The organism is Duganella sp. 1224, from assembly GCF_013408245.1.
Classification (GTDB): domain Bacteria; phylum Pseudomonadota; class Gammaproteobacteria; order Burkholderiales; family Burkholderiaceae_D; genus Rugamonas.
Window position 1 is genome coordinate 2333127 of record NZ_JACBYS010000001.1, and the last position, 21035, is coordinate 2354161.

20 protein-coding genes and 1 pseudogene are annotated in these 21035 nt (G+C 64.6%); 11 read left to right on the forward strand and 10 right to left on the reverse strand.

Annotated features, from left to right (window positions below):
- Positions 1 to 41 precede the first annotated feature (41 nt).
- A complete protein-coding gene (locus FHW58_RS10345; RefSeq protein WP_179671058.1) occupies positions 42 to 233 on the forward strand; it encodes a hypothetical protein in 192 nt (63 codons plus the stop codon).
- 46 nt (positions 234 to 279) lie between these two features.
- On the opposite strand, the gene FHW58_RS10350 is transcribed toward FHW58_RS10345, so the two are convergent.
- A complete protein-coding gene (locus FHW58_RS10350) occupies positions 280 to 528 on the reverse strand; it encodes a DUF3297 family protein (RefSeq protein WP_179672922.1) in 249 nt (82 codons plus the stop codon).
- A 91-nt stretch (positions 529 to 619) separates the two neighbouring features.
- Here FHW58_RS10350 and FHW58_RS10355 point away from each other — a divergent pair, with 91 nt between their 5' ends.
- The 5 genes from FHW58_RS10355 to FHW58_RS10375 all read left to right on the forward strand — a co-directional run bounded on the left by FHW58_RS10355 (position 620) and on the right by FHW58_RS10375 (position 6189).
- Positions 620 to 1069 (forward strand): MarR family winged helix-turn-helix transcriptional regulator, encoded by a 450-nt coding sequence (locus FHW58_RS10355; protein WP_179672923.1) that lies wholly within the window; start codon positions 620 to 622, stop codon positions 1067 to 1069.
- Positions 1066 to 2436: an MFS transporter gene (locus FHW58_RS10360; RefSeq protein ID WP_179672924.1), complete on the forward strand. Its 1371-nt coding sequence runs from the start codon at positions 1066 to 1068 to the stop codon at positions 2434 to 2436. The genes FHW58_RS10355 and FHW58_RS10360 overlap by 4 nt, the downstream gene beginning before the upstream one ends.
- A 10-nt stretch (positions 2437 to 2446) precedes the next feature.
- Entirely contained in the window at positions 2447 to 3409 is a 963-nt protein-coding gene (locus FHW58_RS10365) for a LysR substrate-binding domain-containing protein (RefSeq protein WP_179672925.1), read from the forward strand.
- A 166-nt stretch (positions 3410 to 3575) separates the two neighbouring features.
- Complete coding sequence (locus FHW58_RS10370; RefSeq protein ID WP_179672926.1) at positions 3576 to 4871, forward strand: Glu/Leu/Phe/Val dehydrogenase; 1296 nt, start codon at positions 3576 to 3578, stop codon at positions 4869 to 4871.
- Between the two features lie 85 nt (positions 4872 to 4956).
- The gene (locus FHW58_RS10375) at positions 4957 to 6189 is read left to right on the forward strand and encodes a malic enzyme-like NAD(P)-binding protein (protein ID WP_179672927.1); all 1233 of its coding nucleotides are present in this window, start codon (positions 4957 to 4959) and stop codon (positions 6187 to 6189) included.
- Here the strand turns inward: FHW58_RS10375 and FHW58_RS10380 are convergent, their stop codons facing one another.
- From FHW58_RS10380 to senA, 6 genes are all read right to left on the reverse strand, one after another.
- Positions 6190 to 6636, reverse strand: a complete 447-nt coding sequence (locus FHW58_RS10380; RefSeq protein ID WP_179672928.1) for a nuclear transport factor 2 family protein — start codon at positions 6634 to 6636, stop codon at positions 6190 to 6192.
- Positions 6637 to 6734: 98 nt separating this feature from the next.
- A complete protein-coding gene (locus tag FHW58_RS10385; RefSeq protein ID WP_179672929.1) occupies positions 6735 to 6962 on the reverse strand; it encodes a hypothetical protein in 228 nt (75 codons plus the stop codon).
- Positions 6959 to 8215 (reverse strand): glycosyltransferase, encoded by a 1257-nt coding sequence (locus tag FHW58_RS10390; protein ID WP_179672930.1) that lies wholly within the window; start codon positions 8213 to 8215, stop codon positions 6959 to 6961. Before FHW58_RS10390 ends, FHW58_RS10385 begins: the two co-directional genes overlap by 4 nt.
- A gap of 60 nt (positions 8216 to 8275) precedes the next feature.
- Positions 8276 to 9940: a methyl-accepting chemotaxis protein gene (locus FHW58_RS10395; protein WP_179672931.1), complete on the reverse strand. Its 1665-nt coding sequence runs from the start codon at positions 9938 to 9940 to the stop codon at positions 8276 to 8278.
- A gap of 183 nt (positions 9941 to 10123) precedes the next feature.
- On the reverse strand, positions 10124 to 11401 hold the full coding sequence (locus tag FHW58_RS10400) for an amidohydrolase family protein (protein ID WP_179672932.1): 1278 nt from the start codon (positions 11399 to 11401) through the stop codon (positions 10124 to 10126).
- A 43-nt stretch (positions 11402 to 11444) separates the two neighbouring features.
- On the reverse strand, positions 11445 to 12638 hold the full coding sequence (gene senA / locus FHW58_RS10405; protein WP_304506260.1) for a selenoneine synthase SenA: 1194 nt from the start codon (positions 12636 to 12638) through the stop codon (positions 11445 to 11447).
- Positions 12639 to 12672: 34 nt separating this feature from the next.
- Between senA and senB the strand changes: the two genes are divergently transcribed.
- Both senB and selD read left to right on the forward strand, forming a co-directional pair.
- The gene (senB, locus tag FHW58_RS10410) at positions 12673 to 13758 is read left to right on the forward strand and encodes a selenoneine biosynthesis selenosugar synthase SenB (RefSeq protein WP_179672933.1); all 1086 of its coding nucleotides are present in this window, start codon (positions 12673 to 12675) and stop codon (positions 13756 to 13758) included.
- A gap of 16 nt (positions 13759 to 13774) precedes the next feature.
- The gene (gene selD, locus FHW58_RS10415) at positions 13775 to 14821 is read left to right on the forward strand and encodes a selenide, water dikinase SelD (protein ID WP_179672934.1); all 1047 of its coding nucleotides are present in this window, start codon (positions 13775 to 13777) and stop codon (positions 14819 to 14821) included.
- Here selD and FHW58_RS10420 read toward each other — a convergent pair whose 3' ends face one another.
- Complete coding sequence (locus FHW58_RS10420) at positions 14822 to 15304, reverse strand: nuclear transport factor 2 family protein (RefSeq protein ID WP_179672935.1); 483 nt, start codon at positions 15302 to 15304, stop codon at positions 14822 to 14824. It lies immediately after the preceding gene.
- 80 nt (positions 15305 to 15384) lie between these two features.
- Here FHW58_RS10420 and FHW58_RS27930 point away from each other — a divergent pair, with 80 nt between their 5' ends.
- The 3 genes and pseudogenes from FHW58_RS27930 to FHW58_RS10435 form a co-directional block, all read left to right on the forward strand.
- On the forward strand, positions 15385 to 16068 hold the full coding sequence (locus FHW58_RS27930; RefSeq protein ID WP_179672936.1) for a PEP-CTERM sorting domain-containing protein: 684 nt from the start codon (positions 15385 to 15387) through the stop codon (positions 16066 to 16068).
- Positions 16069 to 16521: 453 nt separating this feature from the next.
- Entirely contained in the window at positions 16522 to 18216 is a 1695-nt protein-coding gene (gene leuA, locus FHW58_RS10430; protein WP_179672937.1) for a 2-isopropylmalate synthase, read from the forward strand.
- 110 nt (positions 18217 to 18326) lie between these two features.
- Positions 18327 to 18779, forward strand: a pseudogene (locus tag FHW58_RS10435) (methyl-accepting chemotaxis protein); the annotation flags it as partial.
- On the opposite strand, the gene egtB reads toward FHW58_RS10435, so the two are convergent.
- On the reverse strand, positions 18776 to 19990 hold the full coding sequence (gene egtB / locus FHW58_RS10440) for an ergothioneine biosynthesis protein EgtB (protein WP_179672938.1): 1215 nt from the start codon (positions 19988 to 19990) through the stop codon (positions 18776 to 18778). The pseudogene FHW58_RS10435 and the gene egtB overlap by 4 nt on opposite strands.
- Position 19991: 1 nt before the next feature.
- A complete protein-coding gene (gene egtD, locus FHW58_RS10445; RefSeq protein WP_179672939.1) occupies positions 19992 to 20990 on the reverse strand; it encodes an L-histidine N(alpha)-methyltransferase in 999 nt (332 codons plus the stop codon).
- Positions 20991 to 21035: the final 45 nt, after the last annotated feature.

Consider the following 21035-nt stretch of genomic DNA (forward strand, 5'->3'; position numbering starts at 1 on the left):
AACAGTAGGAAACTAACCATCAACCAACTTGGGAGAAGTGCATGAATTCCAGAAATATGGATGCGGCCTGCCTGCGCGCCCTGCGCCGCCGCGGTCACTCCGACGCCAGTATCGCAGCGATGACGCCGGAAGAAGCGTTTTGTGAATACTGTGCGTACCACGGGATCATGAACCTCTCGCCGGCCACGCTGCAGATGCTCGACAAGCTGCGCGGCAACGTCAACGCCCAATAAAAAAACCGCCCACCGGGCGGTTTTTTGTTTGTGGCCGCGTGACCGATTAACGGTAAAACGCCTCGACCGTGCCTTTCAGCTTGATCAGCATCGGATTGCCGAAGCGGTCCAGCGCCTTGCCGGCCGGGACCTTGATCCAGCCTTCGCTGATGCAGTATTCATCTACATCCATGCGCTCGTTGCCGTTGAAACGGATGCCGACATCGTGTTCGAACACGGCGGCGACGTGGAATTTGCTGCGCGGATCGATCGACAGACGGTCCGGCAGTGGAGGGAGTTGAGTAGTATCGTTCATGCCGACATTATAGCGGCAGTTGTGCATTTAGTGTTTGCATTTACTTGATTACTCAAGTATATTTCAAGCATTACTCAACGAGAGATCAACCATGGACACTCCAATCAGCCCCAGCCTTGAATTCACCCTGCGCCTGGCGCGCGCCCAGGCCACCCTCGTGCGCCGGCTCGACCAGGTGCTGGGCGGCTACCACGGCATCAGCTTCAGCGACTTCATGCTGCTGCACTACCTGAACCGCGCGCCCGGCGGCCGCCTGCGCCGGGTCGACCTGGCCGAGCGCCAGGGCCTGACCGCGTCCGGCGTCACCCGTACCCTGCTGCCGCTGGAGAAAATCGGCCTGGTGGAGCGCCAGCAAGACCCGCGCGACGCCCGCGTGGCCTACGCCGCCATCACCGACACCGGCCGCGAGCTGCTGAACAACGCCGTCACCGTGGCGGACCAGATCTGCAAGGATTTGCTGCGCAGCTGCCCGCCGTCGCAATTCGATGACCTGAGCAACGCGCTGGCGCTGATCGCCGGCATGAACGCCTCCAACTCATGAACGCGCTCAAACAAAACAGCAACTTCAAATGGCTGATGCGCGGCGGCGTGATCTCGCTGCTGGGCGACCAGCTGACGATGATCGCCCTGCCCTGGCTGGTGCTCAAGCTGACCGGCGACACGCTGGCCCTGGGCCTGGTGATTGCGCTGATGAGCATTCCGCGCGCGCTGTTCATCCTCATCGGCGGCGCGCTGGTGGACCGCTATTCGCCAAAGCGCGTGCTGATGCTGACCAAGTACGCCAACGCCGCGCTGCTTGCCCTGCTCGCCCTGCTGGTGCTGAACGCCGACAGCACGCCGAGCGTGGCGCTGACCGATACGGTGTCGCTGACCATCGCGCTGACGCCGCAACTGACGCTGCACCTGATTTACGCGCTGGCCCTGGCGATCGGCCTGGCGCAGGCGTTCAGCATCCCTTCCGGCACCTCGATCATGCCGCAGGCCATCCCGCCCGAGCATCTGCAGGCGGCCAACGGCATGATGATGGGATTGCGGCAGGTGTCGATGCTGGTCGGGCCGCTGCTGGCGGCGGGCCTGCTGGCGTTGGCCGGACACGGCAAGGGCGCGCTCAGCGACGCGCGCGGCCTGGCGCTGGCCTTCGGCATCGACTGCTTCAGCTTCCTGCTGTCGGCATGGACGCTGTCGCACGTGCGCGGATTGCGCACGCCATCACCCGACATGGCGTCGACAGAGTTGGCGCCTGCGGGGGCGTCAGCAGCGGGAGCATCGGCGGCGCGGGCGCCAGCGCAATCGGTGCTGCGCGCCGTCGGCGCCGGCCTGCGCATGGTGTGGGACGACGTGCCGCTGCGCCTGTGCTTCATCTACTGGGGCACGGTCTCGCTGCTGATCGGCGGCGCGATGCAGGTGGCGATTCCGGTGCTGGCCAGCGAGCTGCATGGCGCCTCCACGCTCGGCATCATGATGGGCGCGCACGGTGCCGGCACGCTGCTGGGCATGGGCGTGGCCGCGAAGTTCGGCACGCGCCTGCGCTTCGCCGAATTCGGCGTCATGATCCTGCTGGTGGACGGCGTGGCCGGCCTGCTGGTGGCGCCGTTGGGCCTCGTGCAATCGGTCTGGCAGGCGTGCCTGCTGATGCTGACCCTCGGCCTGCTGGCGGGCTTCATGCAGATCAACGTCTTCACATGGATACAGCGCCGCGTGCCGCCGCACATGATGGGCCGCGCCATGAGCATCTTCATGTTCATCTTCATGGGGCTGGCGCCGTTGTCGGCGGCGGCCACCGGATGGATACTGACGCTGGTCACGCTGTCGCAATTGTTCCTTGGTGGTGGCATCATACTGGTGCTGTTCGCGGCCGGCGCCTATCTGTTCACGCCGATCCGCGGCATCGTATCGACGACACCGTAAAGGATTTTGCATGGAAACCAAATGGCTGGAAGACTTCATCTCGCTGGTGGAGACCAATAACTTCAGCCGCTCGGCGGCGCTGCGCCACGTGACGCAGCCCGCCTTTTCGCGCCGCATCCAGTCGCTGGAAAACTGGCTGGGCACGGACCTGATCGACCGCACCTCCTACCCCACGCGGCTGACGCCGGCCGGCGTGGTGTTCTACGAGCAGGCCCTGGAGATGCTGGCCAAGATCAACGGCGCGCGCGAGCTGCTGCGCTCCAAGCGCGCCGCCGCCCAGACCAGCATCGACCTCGCGGTGCCGCACACGCTGTCGCTGACCTTCGTGCCGAAGTGGCTGACCGGCCTGGAACAGGACTTCGCGCCGATCCGCAGCCGCCTGATGGCGCTCAACGTCCACGACGCGGTGCTGCAACTGGTGGAAGGCGGCTGCGACCTGCTGCTGTGCTACCACCATCCGCGCCAGCCGGTGCAACTCGATCCGGGCCGCTACGACATGCTGGTGCTGGGCCACGAATCGCTGCGCGCCTACGCCCGCTGCGACAAGAACAAGGTGCCCGAGTTCACGCTGCCCGGCACCAAGCGCGCGCCGCTGCCCTTCCTCTCCTACACCAACAACGCCTACCTGGGCCGCATGGTGGAGCTGATCCTCGGCGACGCGCGCACGCCGCTGCACCTGGAGCCGCATTACGAAACCGACATGGCCGAGGGCCTGAAGATGATGGCGCTGGAGGGACGCGGCATCGCCTTCCTGCCGGAATCGGCGGTCACGCGCGAGCTCAAACAGAAGCAGCTGGCGCGTGCCGATGGCGACACCGCGGACTGGGAAATCGAAATGGAGATCCGCCTGTACCGCGAACGCCCATCGGCGCAACGGCGCGGCAAGCCGATCGTCGACCGGCTGTGGGACTTCCTCGAACTACAGCAGAATGGCGGCCGCAAGAAGCGTAGCATTCCCTCGTCCGAACGCTGACCCGCTTCCGCCGGAACGACGGTGGCATTTCCATAACTATGCATCTTTTGCATAGCCGAATGCGCATACAGCATTGGCCGCCCCACATGCCCAGGCGTAGGATTCGAGCCACTTGAACGCCGTCACGAGCGGCGCTCAGCAAACGAATTCATTGGGAGCCTTGAGCATGACCTCTGTACCAGCACAACACGCACTGCCCTCGTACCTCAACGCCGAAGACCTCGGCCCGTGGGGTGTCTACCTGCAGCAAATCGACCGCGTCACCCCGCACCTCGGTAGCCTGTCGCGCTGGGTCGAAACCCTCAAGCGCCCCAAGCGTATCCTGACCGTCGACGTGCCGATCGAGCGCGATGACGGCACCATCGCCCACTACGAAGGCTACCGCGTTCAGCACAATATGTCGCGCGGCCCGGGCAAGGGCGGCGTGCGCTTCCACCAGGACGTGACCCTGTCCGAAGTGATGGCCCTGTCGGCATGGATGACCGTGAAAAACGCGGCCGTCAACGTGCCATACGGCGGCGCCAAGGGCGGCATCCGTGTCGATCCCAAGACCCTGTCGCGTGGTGAACTGCAGCGCCTGACCCGCCGCTACACCAGCGAAATCAGCCTGATTATCGGCCCTAACAAGGATATCCCGGCGCCGGACGTCAACACCAACGAACAGGTGATGGCGTGGATGATGGACTCCTACGCCATGATCGAGGGTAACCTGTCGACCGGCGTGGTGACCGGCAAACCGATCTCGCTGGGCGGCTCGCTGGGCCGGCGCGAGGCGACTGGCCGCGGCGTGTTCGTGGTGGGCCGCGAGGCCGCCGCCAAGCGCGGCGTGGCGATTGCAGGCGCCCGCGTCGCCGTGCAGGGCTTCGGCAACGTCGGCGGCGTGGCAGCGACCATGTTCGCGGAAGCCGGCGCCAAGGTCATCGCCGTGCAGGACCACACCGGCACCATCGTGCACCAGGGTGGCCTGGACATCCCTCGCCTGCACAAGCACGTGGCGGAAACCGGCGGCGTCGCCGGCTTCCCTGGCGCCGAAGCGCAACTAACCCGCGACGCTTTCTGGGACGTGGAATCGGACATCCTGATTCCGGCCGCGCTGGAACAGCAGATTACCGCCGCCAACGCGCCGCGTATTCGCACCAAAATCATCCTGGAAGGCGCCAACGGCCCGACCACGCCGGAAGCGGACGACATCCTGACCGACAAGGATGTGCTGATCGTTCCCGACGTGCTGGCCAACGCTGGCGGCGTAACCGTGTCATACTTCGAGTGGGTGCAGGATTTCTCCAGCTTCTTCTGGACGGAAGATGAAATTAATGCACGCCTTACCCGCATCATGCAGGATGCATTCAATGCAGTATGGGCCGTTGCGCAGGACAAGAAAGTCACGCTGCGAACCGCCACCTTCATCCTCGCTTGCACCCGAGTGCTGCAGGCGCGTGAAGTTCGTGGCCTCTACCCATAATCACTGAATCCCCAGCAGTTTTGCGCCTGTACCTGCCCTCGCGGCTCGTACGGGCGTTTTTCGCTTTACAAGGAATAAAGAATAAATGACCACGATTGAACAAAAGGCACTGGCTTATCACCGCGCCGGCAGCGCCGGCAAGATCGCCATCGAAATCACCAAGAGTGTCAGCACCCAGGAAGACCTGGCGCTGGCGTATTCGCCGGGCGTGGCCGCGCCCTGCGTCGAGATCAAGCGCGAGCCGGCCAAGGCCTACGAATATACCGCCAAGGGCAACCTGGTGGGCGTCATCACCAACGGCAGCGCGGTGCTCGGCCTGGGCAACATCGGCGCGCTGGCGGGCAAGCCGGTGATGGAGGGTAAAGTCGTCCTGTTCAAAAAATTCGCCGGCATCGACGCCTTCGACATCGAGATCGACGAAAGCGATCCGGACAAGCTGGTGGACATCATCGCCGCCCTGCACCCGACCTTCGGCGGCATCAACCTGGAAGACATCAAGGCGCCGGAGTGCTTCTACATCGAGCGCAAGCTGCGCGAGCGCCTGTCGATTCCGGTGTTCCATGACGACCAGCACGGCACCGCCATCGTGGTCGGCGCCGGCATGCTGAACGCGATCGAAATGACCGGCCGCGACATCGCCACCGTCAAAATCGTCTGCTCCGGCGCCGGCGCGGCGGCCATCGCCTGCCTGGAACTGCTGGTGGACCTGGGCGCGCAGCGCAAGAACATCTACGTGTGCGACAGCAAGGGCGTGCTGTCCACCGCACGCAATCTGGACGGCGAAAAAGCCGCGTGGGCGCAGGACACCAGCGCCGTCACGCTGTCGGACGTGATGGAAGACGCGGACGTATTCCTCGGCGTGTCCGGCCCTGGCGTGCTGTCGCAAGCCGATGTGCAGCGCATGAAGGCGCAGCCGATCGTCTTCACGCTGGCCAATCCTGAACCGGAACTGCGTCCGGAACTGGTGCGCGAAGTGGCGCCGGACGCCATCATCGCCACCGGCCGCTCGGACTACCCGAACCAGATCAACAACGCGCTGTGCTTCCCTTACATGTTCCGCGCGGCGCTGGACTCGGGCGCCACCACCATCAACCAGGAAATGAAGCGCGCCTGCGTGGTGGCGCTGGCCGACATGGCCCGCAGCGACGCCCGCTTCAGCAAGGACTACATCGTCCCCGGCCTGCTGGACCCGCGCCTGCTGAGCGGTGTGACGCCAAAGATCGCCACCGCCGCTTACCGCAGCGGCGTCGCCCGCAAGCAGCTGGTGGAGCAGGAATACGCCGATGACCTGAAAGACATGGCGGAGTCGCTGCTGTAATCAGTTTTTGGGCGGCCGGATGCCGGTGTACTGCGCGGACACCAGCAGCCACTTGCCGTCCTTGTGCTGGGCCACATAGCCGGCGCGCATTGCAAAGGTGCGCGCCGCGCTGTCTGTGCCCATGGTGAAGGTCAGGCGGGTGTAGATGACCGCGCTGTCGCCGAACACGCGCACCAGCGGCTCGTCGATTTTCATTTGCGGGCCGGGGCGCTTCTGCTCCGGCGCGTAGAAGGACAGCATTTTCTCGCGCGGATCGACCTCGCCCACCGGCGAAATCTCCACGTAGTTTTCGGCCGTGATGGCTTTCAGCGTGGCCTGATCGAAGGTGCTTTGTGCCTCGGCGTGCCGCTTGACCAGCGCCGTCAGTTCCTCCTCCACCGGCGCCGCCATCGCCGACACCGTACCCGCCACCATCACCACCAAGCATTTCAATACGAATCGCGACATGGTCGTCCCTTCTTCAGTTTGTGGTTCAATAAATTCCGCAGTTCCCGCGCATCGGGACCACCGGAGGCAGCATAAAACTCGATCCCTTCAACCAACACCTACAGCACATTGAAATGCCTTCGCAGCAGCCAGCGGCTCGGTGAGCTGGAAATCAGCTTGCGATCAACGCCTACCGGCATCACAGCCTTCCTCGCCAGCTCGAAGTGTGCCAATCGCTGGCTGGCTTGCACCACCCGCTCGGGAAAACGCAGCGCGTCGATGTCACGCAGCACTTGGCGCAGCTGGGACTCCGTGTAGCGCAGGTAGTCGGGAGCGTCGTCCGTCATGATCGCGGCAACGCGTCGATCAGCCGCACGGCGGTGGCTACGCCATTTTCCCGCACCATCGCTTGCGCGACCTGTGGCGCCGTCGAACGCATGGCCGGTGTGATGGCGCGCAGGCGCGCGGCCAGCTGCCTGGCGGTGACGCTGCGGCGATGCAGCGGCTTACCAGCGATGCCGATGCGGCGCAGCTCCCTGCCCCAGTGTTCCTGCTCGTTGATGTGCGCCACCACCACCGAAGGCTTGCCCGCCAGCGTGGCCGATTGCGTGGTGCCGGCGCCACCGTGATGCACCACCGCCGCGCAGCGCGGAAAAATCAGGTGATGCGGCGAGGCCGCCACATACAGCACGCGCCCATCGGATTGAAAACCGCACGCCGCCGCGTTGGCGCTCTGGATGATGGCGCGGCAGCCGGCCAACCGCGCCGCTTCGGTGAACAGGCGCAAGGTGTCGGTCTGGTAGAGAATATCGCGTGGCGTCCAGCTGCCAAAGCCCATGTAGACCGGCGCCTCGCCAGCGGCAAGGAAGGCTTCCACCTCATCGGTCAAGCGGCCTTCCATCTGCATGTTCGGCATATCGAGGAAGCCGCACACCTGTATCGACTCCGCCCAATCCGGCTGACGCTCGCACAACTGCGGACTGACCGCCACCAATGTCAGCCGGTCCGACAGCCAGACCTCGTTGACGAAGTCCTTCACTGGCGGCATGCCCAGGCGCGCCCTCAAGCGATTGGGATAACGCCCCGCCGCCTTCTGCAAGGCCCAGCGGCTCAGCCACCACAAGAAGCCATGCCCGAACGGCAGTCCGGCCGGATGGCTGTAAGTACTGGGAATCGCCAGATGCGACAGCAACACGCTGACATACGGCTTGCCCGCATGCGCGGCCGCCACCTGCAGCGGATACATGAAGTAGTGGCCCACCAGCAGGTCCGACTCCGCCGCCAGTTCGCGCGCGGCGGCAAACATCGGCTCTTCGGCCGGCAGGAAGGCCGACTCGATCAGCATCGTCATCTGCGTCAGCGGATTGCGCATGCCAATCGCCGCCTCGCCGATCCGTTCCGCCTCCGCCAGCGAAATCACCGGCGACGCAATCACCCGGGTCCGCACGCCGGACGGCGACACCATGCCCTCATAGGCGCCGCTGTCCACGCAGGTCAGCAGCAGCGTGACGTCATGGCCAGCCTGTTGCAAGCCCTCCGCCAACGCCACAAAGGGCCGTATATCGCCGTGACTTCCCCAGGTTTGCAAACCAATCTTCATGCGGCCACCATAATTTTTTATCAATTATGGAATACGCAACCGCCGCATGCAAGCGATTCGTCAGCCTGGCCAGCCGTTGGCGATGCGGCGCACCTCTTCGTCCGGCAGGGGCGCCGCCGGCGGCGCTGCCTTGTTGCGCGCCGCCCGGCCACGCAGCCCGGTCACGCTGGCCGTGTGCGACTCCAGCTTGAACACGTCCACCACGTGCGCCAGGCTGGTGGCCTGATCCTGCAGTTCCTGTGCCGCCGCCGACGCCTGCTCCACCAGCGCGGTGTTCTGCTGCGTCATGCTGTCCATCTCGCCGATGGCATTGTTGACCTGCTCGATGCCCGCCGTCTGCTCCATGCTGGCACCGCTGATTTCGCCCATGATCTCGGTCACCCGCTTCACGCTGGTCACCACCTGGTGCATGGTCTCGGCGGCCTTGTGCACCTGCTCGGAGCCGGCGCCCACCTTCACGACCGAATCATCGATCAGCGCCTTGATCTCCTTGGCGGCGGCGGCCGAACGCTGCGCCAGATTGCGCACCTCGGTCGCTACCACCGCGAAGCCGCGTCCCTGCTCACCGGCGCGCGCCGCTTCCACGGCAGCGTTCAGCGCCAGGATGTTGGTCTGGAAGGCGATGCCGTCGATGACCGAAATGATGTCCACGATCTTCTTCGACGACGCGTTAATCGACGCCATGGTCACCGTCACCTGCTCCATCACCTGGCCGCCCTGCTCCGACACATCCGAGGCCGACACCGCCAGCGTGTTCGCCTGCATCGCGTTATGCGCATTCTGGCGCACGGTGCCGGTCAGCTCCTCCATCGCAGTGGCGACCTTCTCCAGCGACGCCGACTGGTGCTCGGTACGCACCGACAGATCGCGGTTGCCGCTGGTGATTTCGGAAGACGCCGTGGCAATCAGGTTGGTGCCCTGGCGCACCTGGCCAACGATGGACGACAGGCTCTCGCGCATCGCTGCAATGGCGTGCAGCAGGCTGGTTTTGTCGTTGTCCTTGACCTGCACCGCCACCGACAGGTCGCCCTCGGCGATGCGGTTGGCGATGGCGGTGGCATAGGTTGGCTCGCCGCCCAGCTGCTTGAGCAGCAATTGCGTGTTCACCCACGCAATCAGCACGCTCACCACCAGCGACAGCACCGCCTGCAGTACGATCCACAGGAAGGCGTCGTTGGCATGCGCGTCGACGCCGGCGCTGGCCGCATGGGTTTCGTCCTGCGTGGCCTTCAGCACCACGGTGATGTCGGCCACGATCTGCTTGCGCAGCGGGCTGCATTCATTGGTGAGGAAGGCGGCATAGCCTGGCATATCGCCGGCCTCGCGCAGCTGGCGCGGACGCTTGAGCGCCTCGGCCATCTTCAGCAGGCCTTCGCGCACCTTGCCGAAATTGGCGTTGCCCTTGTAGAAAGGCGTCATCTGCTCCAGCGCTGCGAGATAGACGGCCTTCTGTTCATCAAGCGTGGCCAGCTCCTTGGCCGCCGCGGAAGCATCGGTAAAAATAAAGGCGTTGCGGGCGGCGATGCCGGTTTGGTCCAGCGCTTCGCGCGCCACGTACAGCGGCTCCAGCTTCTCGCTCATCACGCGCTGCTCGTCGTGAAAAGCCGTGGTAATCGACGACATGCGCACAATCGCAAACGTCGCCATGATCAGCATCAGCGCGGTCAGCGTACCGAAACTCAACGCCAGCTGCGTACCTATTTTTAGTTTTTTAAACGCTTCCATCAACTTCCTATTTGTAAAGGACGAACGCAAAAAACGGCGCGGGTTGCGCCGTTAACGTGTCAGATTATCCATTAACGTGACTGTTTGTCCAGAACAAATTCGCAATTTCACCTCTTTCGGGAGGTGACCAGGGGTTGCGCTTAGTGTAGAGGCCTTAAAACTGCAGCAGCACCGGCGCCTGCGCTACTGGCGGATGACGGCGCCGCCCTTCATGACAAACGACACCTTGGTCAGCTCCGTCGCATCGTCCGCCGCATTGCCGTTGACGGCGATGATGTCCGCGTACTTGCCCACGCTGATGGAACCAACGCGGTCTTTCCAGCCCAGCAGGTCGGCGGCGTTGATGGTGGCCGCCTGAATCGCCTGCATCGACGTCATGCCGTATTTGACCATGTAGTAGAACTGCCTGGCGTTGTCGCCGTGCGGGTAGACGCCGGCGTCGGTGCCGAAGGCCATTTTGGCGCCACCCTTGAAGGCCTTGCGGAAGTTATCGCGCTGCAGCTGGCCCACCGCCTTTTCCTTCTCGATCGACTCCGGCAGCATGCCGGCCTTGGCGCCTTCCTGCAGGATGAAGTCATCGTCGTAGATGTCCATCACCAGGTAGGTGCCGCGCTCTTTGGCCAGCTTGATGCCGGCATCGTCGATCAGGCTGGCGTGTTCGATCGAATCGACGCCGGCCATGATGGCGTCGTGGATCGCGCTGGTGCCGTGCGCGTGCGCGGCCACCTTGCGACCCAGCTTGTGCGCCTCGCTGACGATGGCCTGCATCTCTTCCAGCGTGTACTGCTGCGCGCCCGGCTCGTCGCCCTTGGACAGCACGCCGCCCGAGGCGCAGATCTTGATCACGTCCGCGCCATACTTGGCCATCTCGCGCACCTTGGCGCGCGCTTCCCATGGGCCGTCCGCCACGCCACGGCCGGTGAAGTTCATATCCGGCGGCAGCAGGTTCTCGTCGCAGTGGCCGCCCTTGATGCCAATGGCGTAACCGGCGGTGCGCATGCGCGGGCCGATGATGTCGCCGTCATTGATGGCGTCGCGCAGCGCCACATCGCCAAAGCCGCCGGCGCCGACGTTGCGCACGGTGGTGAAGCCGGCTTCCAGCGTCTTGCGCGCCGAGCGCACGCCGTACAGCGCGGCGCGGGTGTCGGACACGCCCAGCGAGTTGTAGCCGCTCAGGTAAGGGTCGGCGGTGAGGTGAGTGTGGGCGTCGATCAGGCCTGGCAGCACGGTCTGCGCCGACAGGTCGATCACCCGGGCGCCGGCCGGCACCTGGGCCGAAGCGCTTGGGCCAACCGCCGTAATGCGCTCGCCGGTGATGACGATGGTCTGGTCCTTGAGTACCGCGCCGGCCACCACGTCAACCAGTTTGCCGGCGCGGATGACCGTCACCTCGTCAGCGGCAGATACCTGCGCGGCCGCGCCGAGGATGGCGGCGGAAATCAGAACGTTCTTTATTTTCATGGACGGCGCCCTTTGTTTTTTGGAAAACAAAAAGCATAGCAGACTACCCCGGCCAGGCACAGGTGCGGAAACCTGCAAAGATGTCGTCACGCTCCGGCATGTAGAAGTTGCGGAATTTGGCCGAACCAAAGCGGGATGGCGTGGCGAACGATGCGCCGCGCAGCACCTGGTGCGTATGGAACCATGGCTCGGAATATTCAAGATAGCGGTCCGCCTTGAAGTCCGGGTACGGTTCGAACGGCGACGCGGTCCACTCCCACAGCTGGCCCCAGCGGAACGCCGGGTGGCCCGACAAGGCAGCATACTCCCACTCGGCCTCGGTGGGCAGGCGCCGTCCGGCCCAGGCGCAGTAGGCTTGCGCCTCGTACAAGTTGACGTGCCGCACCGGCTCCGCGCCGGACAAGGTGGAGAGCTGCCCGAAACGCACGGTGCGCCATTGCGCGCCGTCGCGTTGCCAATAGCGCGGCGCCGAGCGTTCCTGCCGCATCAGCCAGTCTGCGCCGGCGTCGCTCCAGAACTGGCGCTGCTCGTAGCCGCCGTCGGCGACGAAATCGGCATACTGGGCGTTGGTCACCAGCGTGCTGTCCATGCGGAATGGCGCCACGTGGAAGCTGTGCGCCTGGCGCTCGTTGTCGAACACGAAGCCGGCGCCGGCCTTGCTGCCCAACTGGATGGTCCCGCCGGGGAAGCCGATGTCGGACGGCGCGAACATCTGCTGGGTTTCGCTCACGGCCTGCATCGGCGCTTGCAGGCCGAGGGTTTGCAGCGTGTAGAGAAAAGCTTCGCCGTGCATGTCCTCGTGCGCGAGGGCCAGGCGGTAGGGATACAGGGCCTCGTCGGTGTTGGGCTCGCGGGTCAGCTTGTCGAGTACGCGGTCCAGCACCTCGTGGCAGTAGGTCTTGACACCGCCGGTGCTCGGCAGATCGAGCGTCCAGCGGCTGCGGTGCGGCACGCGGGCGGAGTCGAACCAGTCGTCGCCCTTGGTCAGCAGGCAGTTGCCGTTGGCGTCGGCCGGATGGCTGGACGCCGCTTCGCGCAGAATGAACCATTCGGCGAACCAGGCGGTGTGGCCCAGCTCCCACAACGGTGGGTTGATGATGCGCAGCTGCGGCACGCGCGCCGCCACGTCCATGCCGGCGGCGGCAAAACAGTCGAACAGCGACAGCGTATAATCCCTCGCATGCTGGAGGGCCTGGGCCATCTGCTGCGATGAGGCGTTCCTGAATGAAGAAGTCATGCGCCGATTGTAACCACTTTCAAGCAAAACACCAGTGACCAAAGCACATATCTGGATCGTCAGTCCCGCATTCGCCGACGCAAACAACGGTAATTGGCAGAGCGCCAGCCGCTGGGCGCGTTTTCTCCGCACCCGCTACCGCGTAACGCTGGCCCGGCAGTGGCCGGACGCAGGCCCCACGTCGTGCCCCGCGCCGTGCCCCGACGCACGGGCCGACGGCACGGCCGCTGAAGGCACTGCCGCCGCGGCCGCCGCAAACGCGACATCAGCACCGGCCACGCGCGCGCCAGCCGCGCCGCCCGATTTGCTGATCGCGCTGCACGCGCGGCGCTCGGCGGCCTCGCTGGACGCGTGGACGCGCGCCTACCCGGACCGCCCTTCGATCCTGCTGCTGACCGGTACCGACCTGTATCGCGACATCGACAGCGACGCCAGCGCTCAGCGCTCGCTGCGGCAGGCCAGCGCGCTGGTGGTGCTGCAGGCCGACGGCGTCAACACGCTGCCACCGCTGCTGCGCGCCAAAACCAGCATCATCCACCAGTCGGCCGCTACGCTGCGGCCGGCGCCAACGGCTGCACGCCGCCATGCGGACATCTGCATGATCGGCCACCTGCGCGCCGAAAAAGACCCGCTGACCTTCATGCACGCCGCCGCGCTGGTGCAAGCGCCGTCGGCGCGCCTGATCCACATTGGCGGCGCGCTGGAGCCGGCACTGGGCGAGGCCGCGCACGCCACGGCATCGCGGCATCCACGCTACCACTGGCTGGGCGCCATGCCGCATGCCGACACGCGCCAGCGGCTCAAGCGCAGCCGCGCCATGGCGCTGACCTCGCACATGGAGGGCGGCGCCAACGTCATCATCGAAGCCGTGTGCGCCGGTGTGCCGGTGCTGGCCAGCGACATCGGCGGCAACCGTGGCATGCTGGGCGACGACTACCAGGGCTACTTCCCGCCTGGCGACGCCGCCGCGCTGGCGCGCCTGATCGACCGCGTCATCGAAGACGACAACTTCCATGCCGCCCTGAGCGCCCAGTGCGGCGCCCGCGCGCCGCTGTTCGCGCCGGCCACCGAGCAAGCGGCTTTGCTGGACTTGGTGGATAATCTGCTCCATCAGACTTAACCAGGGAATTCACACCATGAGCAACGAACCAATCAAACTCACCTCCTTCTCCCACGGCGGCGGCTGCGGCTGCAAAATCGCGCCCGGCGTGCTGTCCGAGATTCTGAAGAACTCCAACGGCTTCCCGGTGCCGAAGGAACTGCTGGTCGGTATCGAGACGGCCGACGATGCCGCCGTCTACCAGTTGAATGACGAGCAGGCGCTGATCGCCACCACCGACTTCTTCATGCCCATCGTCGACGATCCGTTCGACTTTGGCCGCATCGCCGCCACCAACGCCATCTCCGACGTGTACGCGATGGGCGGCACGCCGATCATGGCGCTGGCACTGGTCGGCATGCCGATCAATAAGCTGCCGGTGGAAACCATCGGCCAGATCATCAAGGGCGGCGAATCGATCTGCGCCGAAGCCGGCATTCCCATCGCCGGCGGCCACACCATCGACTCGGTGGAGCCGATCTACGGCCTGGTGGTCATGGGCCTGGTCCATCCATCGAAAGTGAAGCGCAACGCCGACGCCAAGGCTGGCGACGTGCTGGTGCTGGGCAAACCGCTGGGCGTGGGCGTGCTGTCGGCAGCGCTCAAGAAAGGCAAGCTGGATGACGAAGGCTACAAGGCCATGATCGCCAACACCACCAAGCTGAATAAGCCGGGCAAGGCGCTGTCCGAACTGGCCGGCGTGCACGCGCTGACCGACGTCACCGGTTTCGGCCTGCTCGGCCACCTGCTGGAACTGGCACGCGGCGCCAAGCTGGAGGCGCACCTGGAAATGCGCAAGATCCCGCTGCTGCCGGGTGTGGAGCAACTGGCGCACGACGGCTTCTTCACCGGCGCCTCGGGCCGCAACTGGGAGGCGTATGGCAAGGACGTCAAGCTTGCCGAGAACATCACGCCGGCGCAGCACTCGCTGCTGACCGACCCGCAGACCTCCGGCGGCCTGCTGGTGTCGTGCGACGAAGCCAGCGTGGAGGAAGTGCTGACCCTGTTCCGCCGCGAAGGCTTCGGCGACGCCGCCGTGATTGGCCGCATGGCCGACGGTCCGGCGCGCGTCAACGTCAGCTGATTATTTTTCCGGGAAGTGCGTCGACCAGACCACGGAGAAGATCTTCCACTGGCCGCCGCGCTTGACCATCTGCCAGGTCTCGACGCCGTAGTTTTCCACCTTGCCGTCGCCGACAAATTCGTAATCGAACATCACCCAGGCCAGGTCGGCATCCTGGGTGATCTTGACGTTGTAAAAGCGCTCTTCGATCGGAAACGTCGCGGTCTTCACGAATTGCGCGAAGCCGGCATAGCCGCCGGCCGGCACGCCGTCGAAATTGGGATCCGTTTCGGCGCGGATCTGCTGCACGCGCTGGTCGCTCATCGGCGAGGCCCACAGGATATTCGAGTGCAGCAGCAGCGACGACAGCGCCTTCACATCCTTGGCCTTCAACGCGGCCTGAAACTGCTCCGTCACCGCCGTAATCGCCTTCACATCCTCCGGCGTACTCACAGCCTTGGGCGGCGCGGCCAACGCCACGCCTGCGAACAATATTCCCATCATCGAACTAATAAACATTTACACCCAAGCCCAATTATTGTGGTTTTGATATAATAAAATATTAATTCACATGGAGCAAATACGTGTACGCCAACTTACTAAAATTGTTAGCCGTCGCCGGTGTTAGCCTTGCCGCCGCCACCAACGCATGCGCGGAGCGGGTGCAGTATTCCTTTACCGCGGAAAACGCTGCAGTGTTTTCTCAAGGAAACGGCTCAATCGATCCGGAAACCGTTGCCGGCGGCTTACGCAATGGCGACTCGGTGCGTGGCACCTTCTCCTTCGACACGGGGGCTGCGCCGGATGTGAAGACGCCGGGCGTCGACATCGAATCAGCGTTATACATGCAGAACATTTCCATGAACGTGGTTTTCAACCGCACCAACTACCGCATCGGCAGCGATTCCGCTTCCATCACCATGGTAGACGGTCACTCAACCAAGCCGTGGAGCTATTATTATGATAGCTTCGCCGTGGATGGTCCTGCGCAGCTCTTTCTGCGCCGCGGCAACGGTGACGTTTTCTCGGACACCTCGCTCCCCACCAGCCTGTCCTTATCCAGTTTTGATGACGCCAAGTTCTATTATTTCTATTATTCCCCGACCGACTTCGCCTGGGTCGCCTTCACCGCACAAATCACCACGCTGAACCGCCTGGCCACCGCCGTACCGGAACCCACCTCGTATGCCATGTTCGGACTGGGACTTTGCCTGCTGGGACTGGTCCTGCGCCGCAAATCCGGAGGTGACCGCGTCCTCGCTGCTTAAACACGCTGTTCGACCGGGCCGCAGGCAGAATAATTCGCTTGACGGCCCAGTCCGGAATCACTTACATTTGAGGAATGATCTCGCATCTGCACCTATCCGCTTTCCTGCTATCGCCTGCCAGCGCCCTATCGCTAGCAGCGCGCCTACTAGCACGCGTTTAATCCGCGTCCCTGTTGTACCCCAGTGCCGGCCACAAGCCGCACCGTCTTCAAAATCCAGGAAAGTTTGCACCGATGCTCTCGACGACTACGGCCACCCATGCTCCATCCCGCACCAGCGATCTGTTCGCGCTGCCGGCTGGCGCACGCGCGCTGTCGGCGCTACTGCTAAAACTACCGATCGGTTGCCGCGCCTAGTGCCCCGTGGCCGCGCGGCCGCCTTCCGCCACACCGCAGTCTGAGCGCCAGCGCCCTTCGCCGGCACACCACCATTCAAAGATCCAGGAGCATTACCATGATGTTGCAGAACCCAGCGTCCAAATACCGTCCCTTCCCCGCCGTCCAACTGTCGGACCGCACCTGGCCGAACGCCATCATCAGCAAACCGCCGATCTGGATGAGCACCGACCTGCGCGACGGTAACCAGGCGCTGATCGAGCCGATGAGCATCGAGAAAAAGATCCGCATGTTCGACCTGCTGGTCAAGATCGGCCTGAAGGAAATCGAAGTCGGCTTCCCGTCCGCTTCGCAGACCGACTTCGACTTCGTGCGCAAGCTGATCGACGAGGACCGCATCCCGGAAGACGTCACCATCATCGTACTGACCCAGTCGCGCGAAGAACTGATCCGCCGCACCGTGGAATCGTGCATCGGCGCCAGGCGCGCCATCGTCCACCTGTATAACTCGGTGGCGCCGGTGTTCCGCAAGGTGGTGTTCGGCATGTCGCGCGAGGAGATCACCAACATCGCCACCACCGGCGCCAGGCTGGTGAAGCAGCTGACCAGGCAGCATCCGGAAACCGACTGGGGCTACGAGTACACGCCGGAGTCGTTCTCCACCACGGAACTGGACTTCTCCAAGCATATCTGCGACGCCGTCACCGCCATCTTCGAGCCGACGCCGAACAAGAAGATGATCATCAACCTGCCGTCCACCGTGGAATGCAGCACGCCCAACGTCTACGCCGACCAGATCGAATGGATGTCGCGCAAGCTGGCGCGCCGCGATGCGCTGATCATCTCGGTCCACCCGCACAATGACCGCGGCACCGCCGTCGCCTCGGCGGAACTGGCGGTGATGGCCGGCGCCGACCGCGTCGAGGGCTGCCTGTTCGGCAACGGCGAACGCACCGGCAACGTCGACCTGGTGACGCTGGCACTCAACCTGTACACCCAGGGCGTGCATCCGGGTCTGGACTTCTCCGACATCGACGAGGTGCGCAAGGTGGTCGAGGAATGCAACCAGCTGCCGGTGCACCCGCGCCACCCGTATGTCGGCGATCTGGTGTTCACCGCCTTCTCCGGCTCGCACCAGGACGCGATCAAGAAAGGCTTCGCCAAGCAGCAGCCTGGCGCGATCTGGGAGATTCCTTACCTGCCGATCGACCCGCAAGACCTGGGCCGCAGCTATGACGCCGTCATCCGCGTCAACAGCCAGTCCGGCAAGGGCGGCATGTCCTACCTGCTGGAGCAGGACTACGGCCTGGTGCTGCCGCGCCGCCTGCAAATTGAATTCAGTCGCGCCGTGCAGCAGGTGGCCGACCAGACCGGCCTGGAAATCACCGCCGAAGGCATTTACAACATCTTCAGCAAGGAGTACTTCGAGCAGAACGCGCCGTACGGCTACCAGTCGCACAAGATGGTGGAAGACAGCAGCAGCGACGAGCCGGTGCAGATCGACATCGCCCTGCTCCTCAACGGCGCGCCACTGGCGCTGCAAGGCGGCGGCAATGGCCCGATCGACGCCTTCGTCGACGCGCTCGGCCTGGACATCAAGCTGATGGACTACCATGAGCACTCGATCGGTTCCGGCGCCAACGCCAAGGCGGCGTGCTACGTCGAACTGCGCCTGGCCAACGGCCCGACGCTGTTTGGCGCGGCCACCGACAGCAACATCCTCACCGCCTCGTTCAAGGCGGTGCTGAGCGCGGTCAACCGCCAACTGGCGCGCGCCAAGGCGGAGCAGGCGCAGGGCACGGCCACCGCGTAACACGCCCCGCCCGAGCAACAACCGATCGCGCGCCGCGCCGCTATACTGCTTTCATCACCACCTCCAGGGAGCGGTGCATGAATATTTCGAATCTCAACATCGGCGCGCGGCTCGGCGGCATCGCGTTCCAGACCAATATCCTGGCACTGAACGCGGCGGTGGAAGCGGCGCGCGCCGGCGAACAAGGACGCGGTTTCGCGGTGGTGGCGTCGGAAGTGCGGACGCTGGCGCAGCGCTCGGCCAGCGCCGCCAAGGAGATCAAGCAGCTCATCGACGACTCGGTCGACAAGGTGGCGGCCGGCGCGCAACTGGTGGACCTGGCCGGCAACACGATGGGCGAGGTGCAGGACAGCGTGCGCAAGGTGACCGCCATCGTTGAAGAGATGACGCTGGCAAACCGCGAGCAAAGCAGCGGCATCGAGCAAATCAACATCGCCATCAGCCAGATGGACCAGGTGACGCAGCAGAACGCCGCGCTGGTCGAAGAGGCGGCGGCCGCCGCCTCCGCGATGCAGGACCAAGCCGGCGAACTGAACGCCGTCGTCAGCCAGTTCCGGCTTTAACGGCGGGCCAGGCGGATGCCGGTGAATTGCCAGCGGGCGCCGGCGGGGAAGAAGTTGCGGTAGCTGCGGCGCGCATGGCCGTCCGGCGTGGCACACGACGAGCCGCGCAGCACGTACTGGTTGAGCATGAACTTGCCGTTGTATTCGCCCAGCGCGCCCTCCGCCGCCGCAAAGCCGGGATACGGCGCGTAGCTGCTGCTGGTCCATTGCCAGCACTGGCCGTACATCTGGCGCAGGCCTTCGCCCAGCGCGCCGGCCGGATGCAGCGAACCGGTTTCCAGCGGCGCGCGCGCGGCGGCGTATTCCCATTCCGCTTCGGTCGGCAAACGGGCGCCGACCCAGTGGGCGTAGGCGTCCGCTTCAAACAGCGAGACGTGCGTGACCGGACGATGCAGGTCCAGCGGCTGCGGGCCGTGCAGCGTGAATTCCTGCCACGCGCCCTTGTCGTCCTGGAACCAGTAAATCGGCGCCCGCAGGTTTTGCGTGCGCACCCAGTCCCACCCTTCCGCCAGCCACAGCGCGGCGTTGGCGTAGCCGCCGGCGTTGATGAAGTCGAGGTACTCGCCGTTGGTCACCAGCCGCGCGGCCAACGCGAACGGGGCAACGTATTCCTTGTGACGCGGCAGTTCGTTGTCGAAGCTGAAGCCCTGGCCGTCGTGGCCGATATCGGTCAGGCCGCCGTCGAACGCTACCCACGCCTGCGGCGGCGCCTTGGCGGCCGGCGCCAGCGGAATCTCCATGTAGGCTGGCCGCAGCAGGCTTTGCGCCAGCAGGTGCTTGACGTCGGTGAGCATCAGTTCCTGGTGCTGCTGTTCGTGCTGCAGGCCCAGCGTGAGCAGCATGTCCAGCTCCGCCGATGGCGCGCTGGCCGCCAGCCGGGCGATGCGGGCGTCGACGTCGGCGCGGTAGGCGCGCACCTGCGCCATGCCGGGACGCGTCAGCAGCCCGCGCTGCGGGCGCGGGTGCTTCTCGCCGATGCCATTGTAATAGGAGTTGAACAGGATGCGGAAGGCCGGGTGGAACGGCGCGAAATCGCGCTCCATGCGCTCCAGGATGAAGGTTTCGAAAAACCAGGTGGTGTGCGCCATGTGCCATTTGATCGGACTGGCGTCCGGCATCGACTGGGCGCCGCAGTCCTCGTCGGACAGCGGTTCGGACAGCGCCAGCGTGTGCTTGCGGACGGCCTGGTAGCGCGCGATCAGCGGGTTCATATCAGACGGCCCGCGCGTGGATGACGGCGAACCAGTTGTCCTTGTCGGTCCACATGCGCGTGGTGGCAAAGCCGGCCCGCTCCAGCAGGCTGACGAAGGACTGGCGCGTGTATTTGTAGCTGTCCTCGGTGTGGATGCGCTCTCCGCGCGCGAAATCGCGCTCGCCGCCGCGCCACGTCACCGTCAGCGGGCAGCGCGCTTCCAGGTGCATTTCGATGCGGCTCAATTCGGGATTGAAGAAGGCCACGTGGCGCCATTGGTCCACTTCAAAGTCCGCGCCGATCAGATGGTTGAGGTGGCGCAGCATGTTCAGGTTGAAGGCGCCGGTCACGCCCAGCGCGTCGTCGTAGGCGGCGTTCAGCACCGCCTGGTCCTTGATCAGGTCCACGCCGATCAGCAGGCCGCCGTCTGCGCCGGCATTGGCGCGCAGGCCTTGCAGGAAGGTCACCGCCTGCTCAGGCGAGAAGTTGCCGATCGAGGAGCCGGGATAGAAGAACACGCGGCGCTCGTCGCGCACGCTGTCCGGCAGCGCGAAGCCGCTGGAAAAGTCCAGGCCCAGCGCGGTCATCTCGATCTGCGGGAAGCGCTGCTGCAACTGCGACACCGCGCCAAGCAGGAAATCGCGCGAAATATCGACCGGTACGTATTGCGCGGGTTTCAGCAGCGGGAACAGCGCGGCCGCCTTGGCGCAATTGCCGGCGCCAAGGTCGATCAGCGCGGCGCCCTCGCCCACCGCCTGCGCCATGTCGGCGCCATACGCGGCAAAGATGCTGGCCTCGGTGCGGGTCGGATAATATTCCGGCAGCTCGCAGATGGCCTCGAACAGCTTGGAGCCGAGGCTGTCGTACAGGAACTTGGGCGACGTGTAGGCGCTGCGCGCCGACAGACCGCTGGTGATTTCGTCGATGACCGCCGCACTGCCGTGGGCGGGCCGCTGGGGCGCTGTGTTGCTGGCGATGGGCGACACAACACGAATCGCCGGGGAGCGGGACACTTGCATGGATGCTCTACCTATAAAGAGGGTGGCAATCCCGGATGGGGATTT

Bases quoted from the DNA above. Each gene is read 5' to 3' on its own strand.
- FHW58_RS10380 (WP_179672928.1), bottom strand. From the start codon at position 6,636: ATGTCGCGATTCGTATTGAAATGCTTGGTGGTGATGGTGGCGGGTACG.
- FHW58_RS10355 (WP_179672923.1), top strand. From the start codon at position 620: ATGGACACTCCAATCAGCCCCAGCCTTGAATTCACCCTGCGCCTGGCG.
- egtB (WP_179672938.1), bottom strand. From the start codon at position 19,990: ATGAACCCGCTGATCGCGCGCTACCAGGCCGTCCGCAAGCACACGCTG.
- FHW58_RS10395 (WP_179672931.1), bottom strand. From the start codon at position 9,940: ATGGAAGCGTTTAAAAAACTAAAAATAGGTACGCAGCTGGCGTTGAGT.
- FHW58_RS10365 (WP_179672925.1), top strand. From the start codon at position 2,447: ATGGAAACCAAATGGCTGGAAGACTTCATCTCGCTGGTGGAGACCAAT.
- FHW58_RS10375 (WP_179672927.1), top strand. From the start codon at position 4,957: ATGACCACGATTGAACAAAAGGCACTGGCTTATCACCGCGCCGGCAGC.
- selD (WP_179672934.1), top strand. From the start codon at position 13,775: ATGAGCAACGAACCAATCAAACTCACCTCCTTCTCCCACGGCGGCGGC.
- FHW58_RS10385 (WP_179672929.1), bottom strand. From the start codon at position 6,962: ATGACGGACGACGCTCCCGACTACCTGCGCTACACGGAGTCCCAGCTG.
- senA (WP_304506260.1), bottom strand. From the start codon at position 12,638: ATGACTTCTTCATTCAGGAACGCCTCATCGCAGCAGATGGCCCAGGCC.
- egtD (WP_179672939.1), bottom strand. From the start codon at position 20,990: ATGCAAGTGTCCCGCTCCCCGGCGATTCGTGTTGTGTCGCCCATCGCC.
- FHW58_RS10420 (WP_179672935.1), bottom strand. From the start codon at position 15,304: ATGATGGGAATATTGTTCGCAGGCGTGGCGTTGGCCGCGCCGCCCAAG.
- FHW58_RS10370 (WP_179672926.1), top strand. From the start codon at position 3,576: ATGACCTCTGTACCAGCACAACACGCACTGCCCTCGTACCTCAACGCC.
- leuA (WP_179672937.1), top strand. From the start codon at position 16,522: ATGATGTTGCAGAACCCAGCGTCCAAATACCGTCCCTTCCCCGCCGTC.
- FHW58_RS10345 (WP_179671058.1), top strand. From the start codon at position 42: ATGAATTCCAGAAATATGGATGCGGCCTGCCTGCGCGCCCTGCGCCGC.
- FHW58_RS10350 (WP_179672922.1), bottom strand. From the start codon at position 528: ATGAACGATACTACTCAACTCCCTCCACTGCCGGACCGTCTGTCGATC.
- FHW58_RS10390 (WP_179672930.1), bottom strand. From the start codon at position 8,215: ATGAAGATTGGTTTGCAAACCTGGGGAAGTCACGGCGATATACGGCCC.
- FHW58_RS10360 (WP_179672924.1), top strand. From the start codon at position 1,066: ATGAACGCGCTCAAACAAAACAGCAACTTCAAATGGCTGATGCGCGGC.
- FHW58_RS10400 (WP_179672932.1), bottom strand. From the start codon at position 11,401: ATGAAAATAAAGAACGTTCTGATTTCCGCCGCCATCCTCGGCGCGGCC.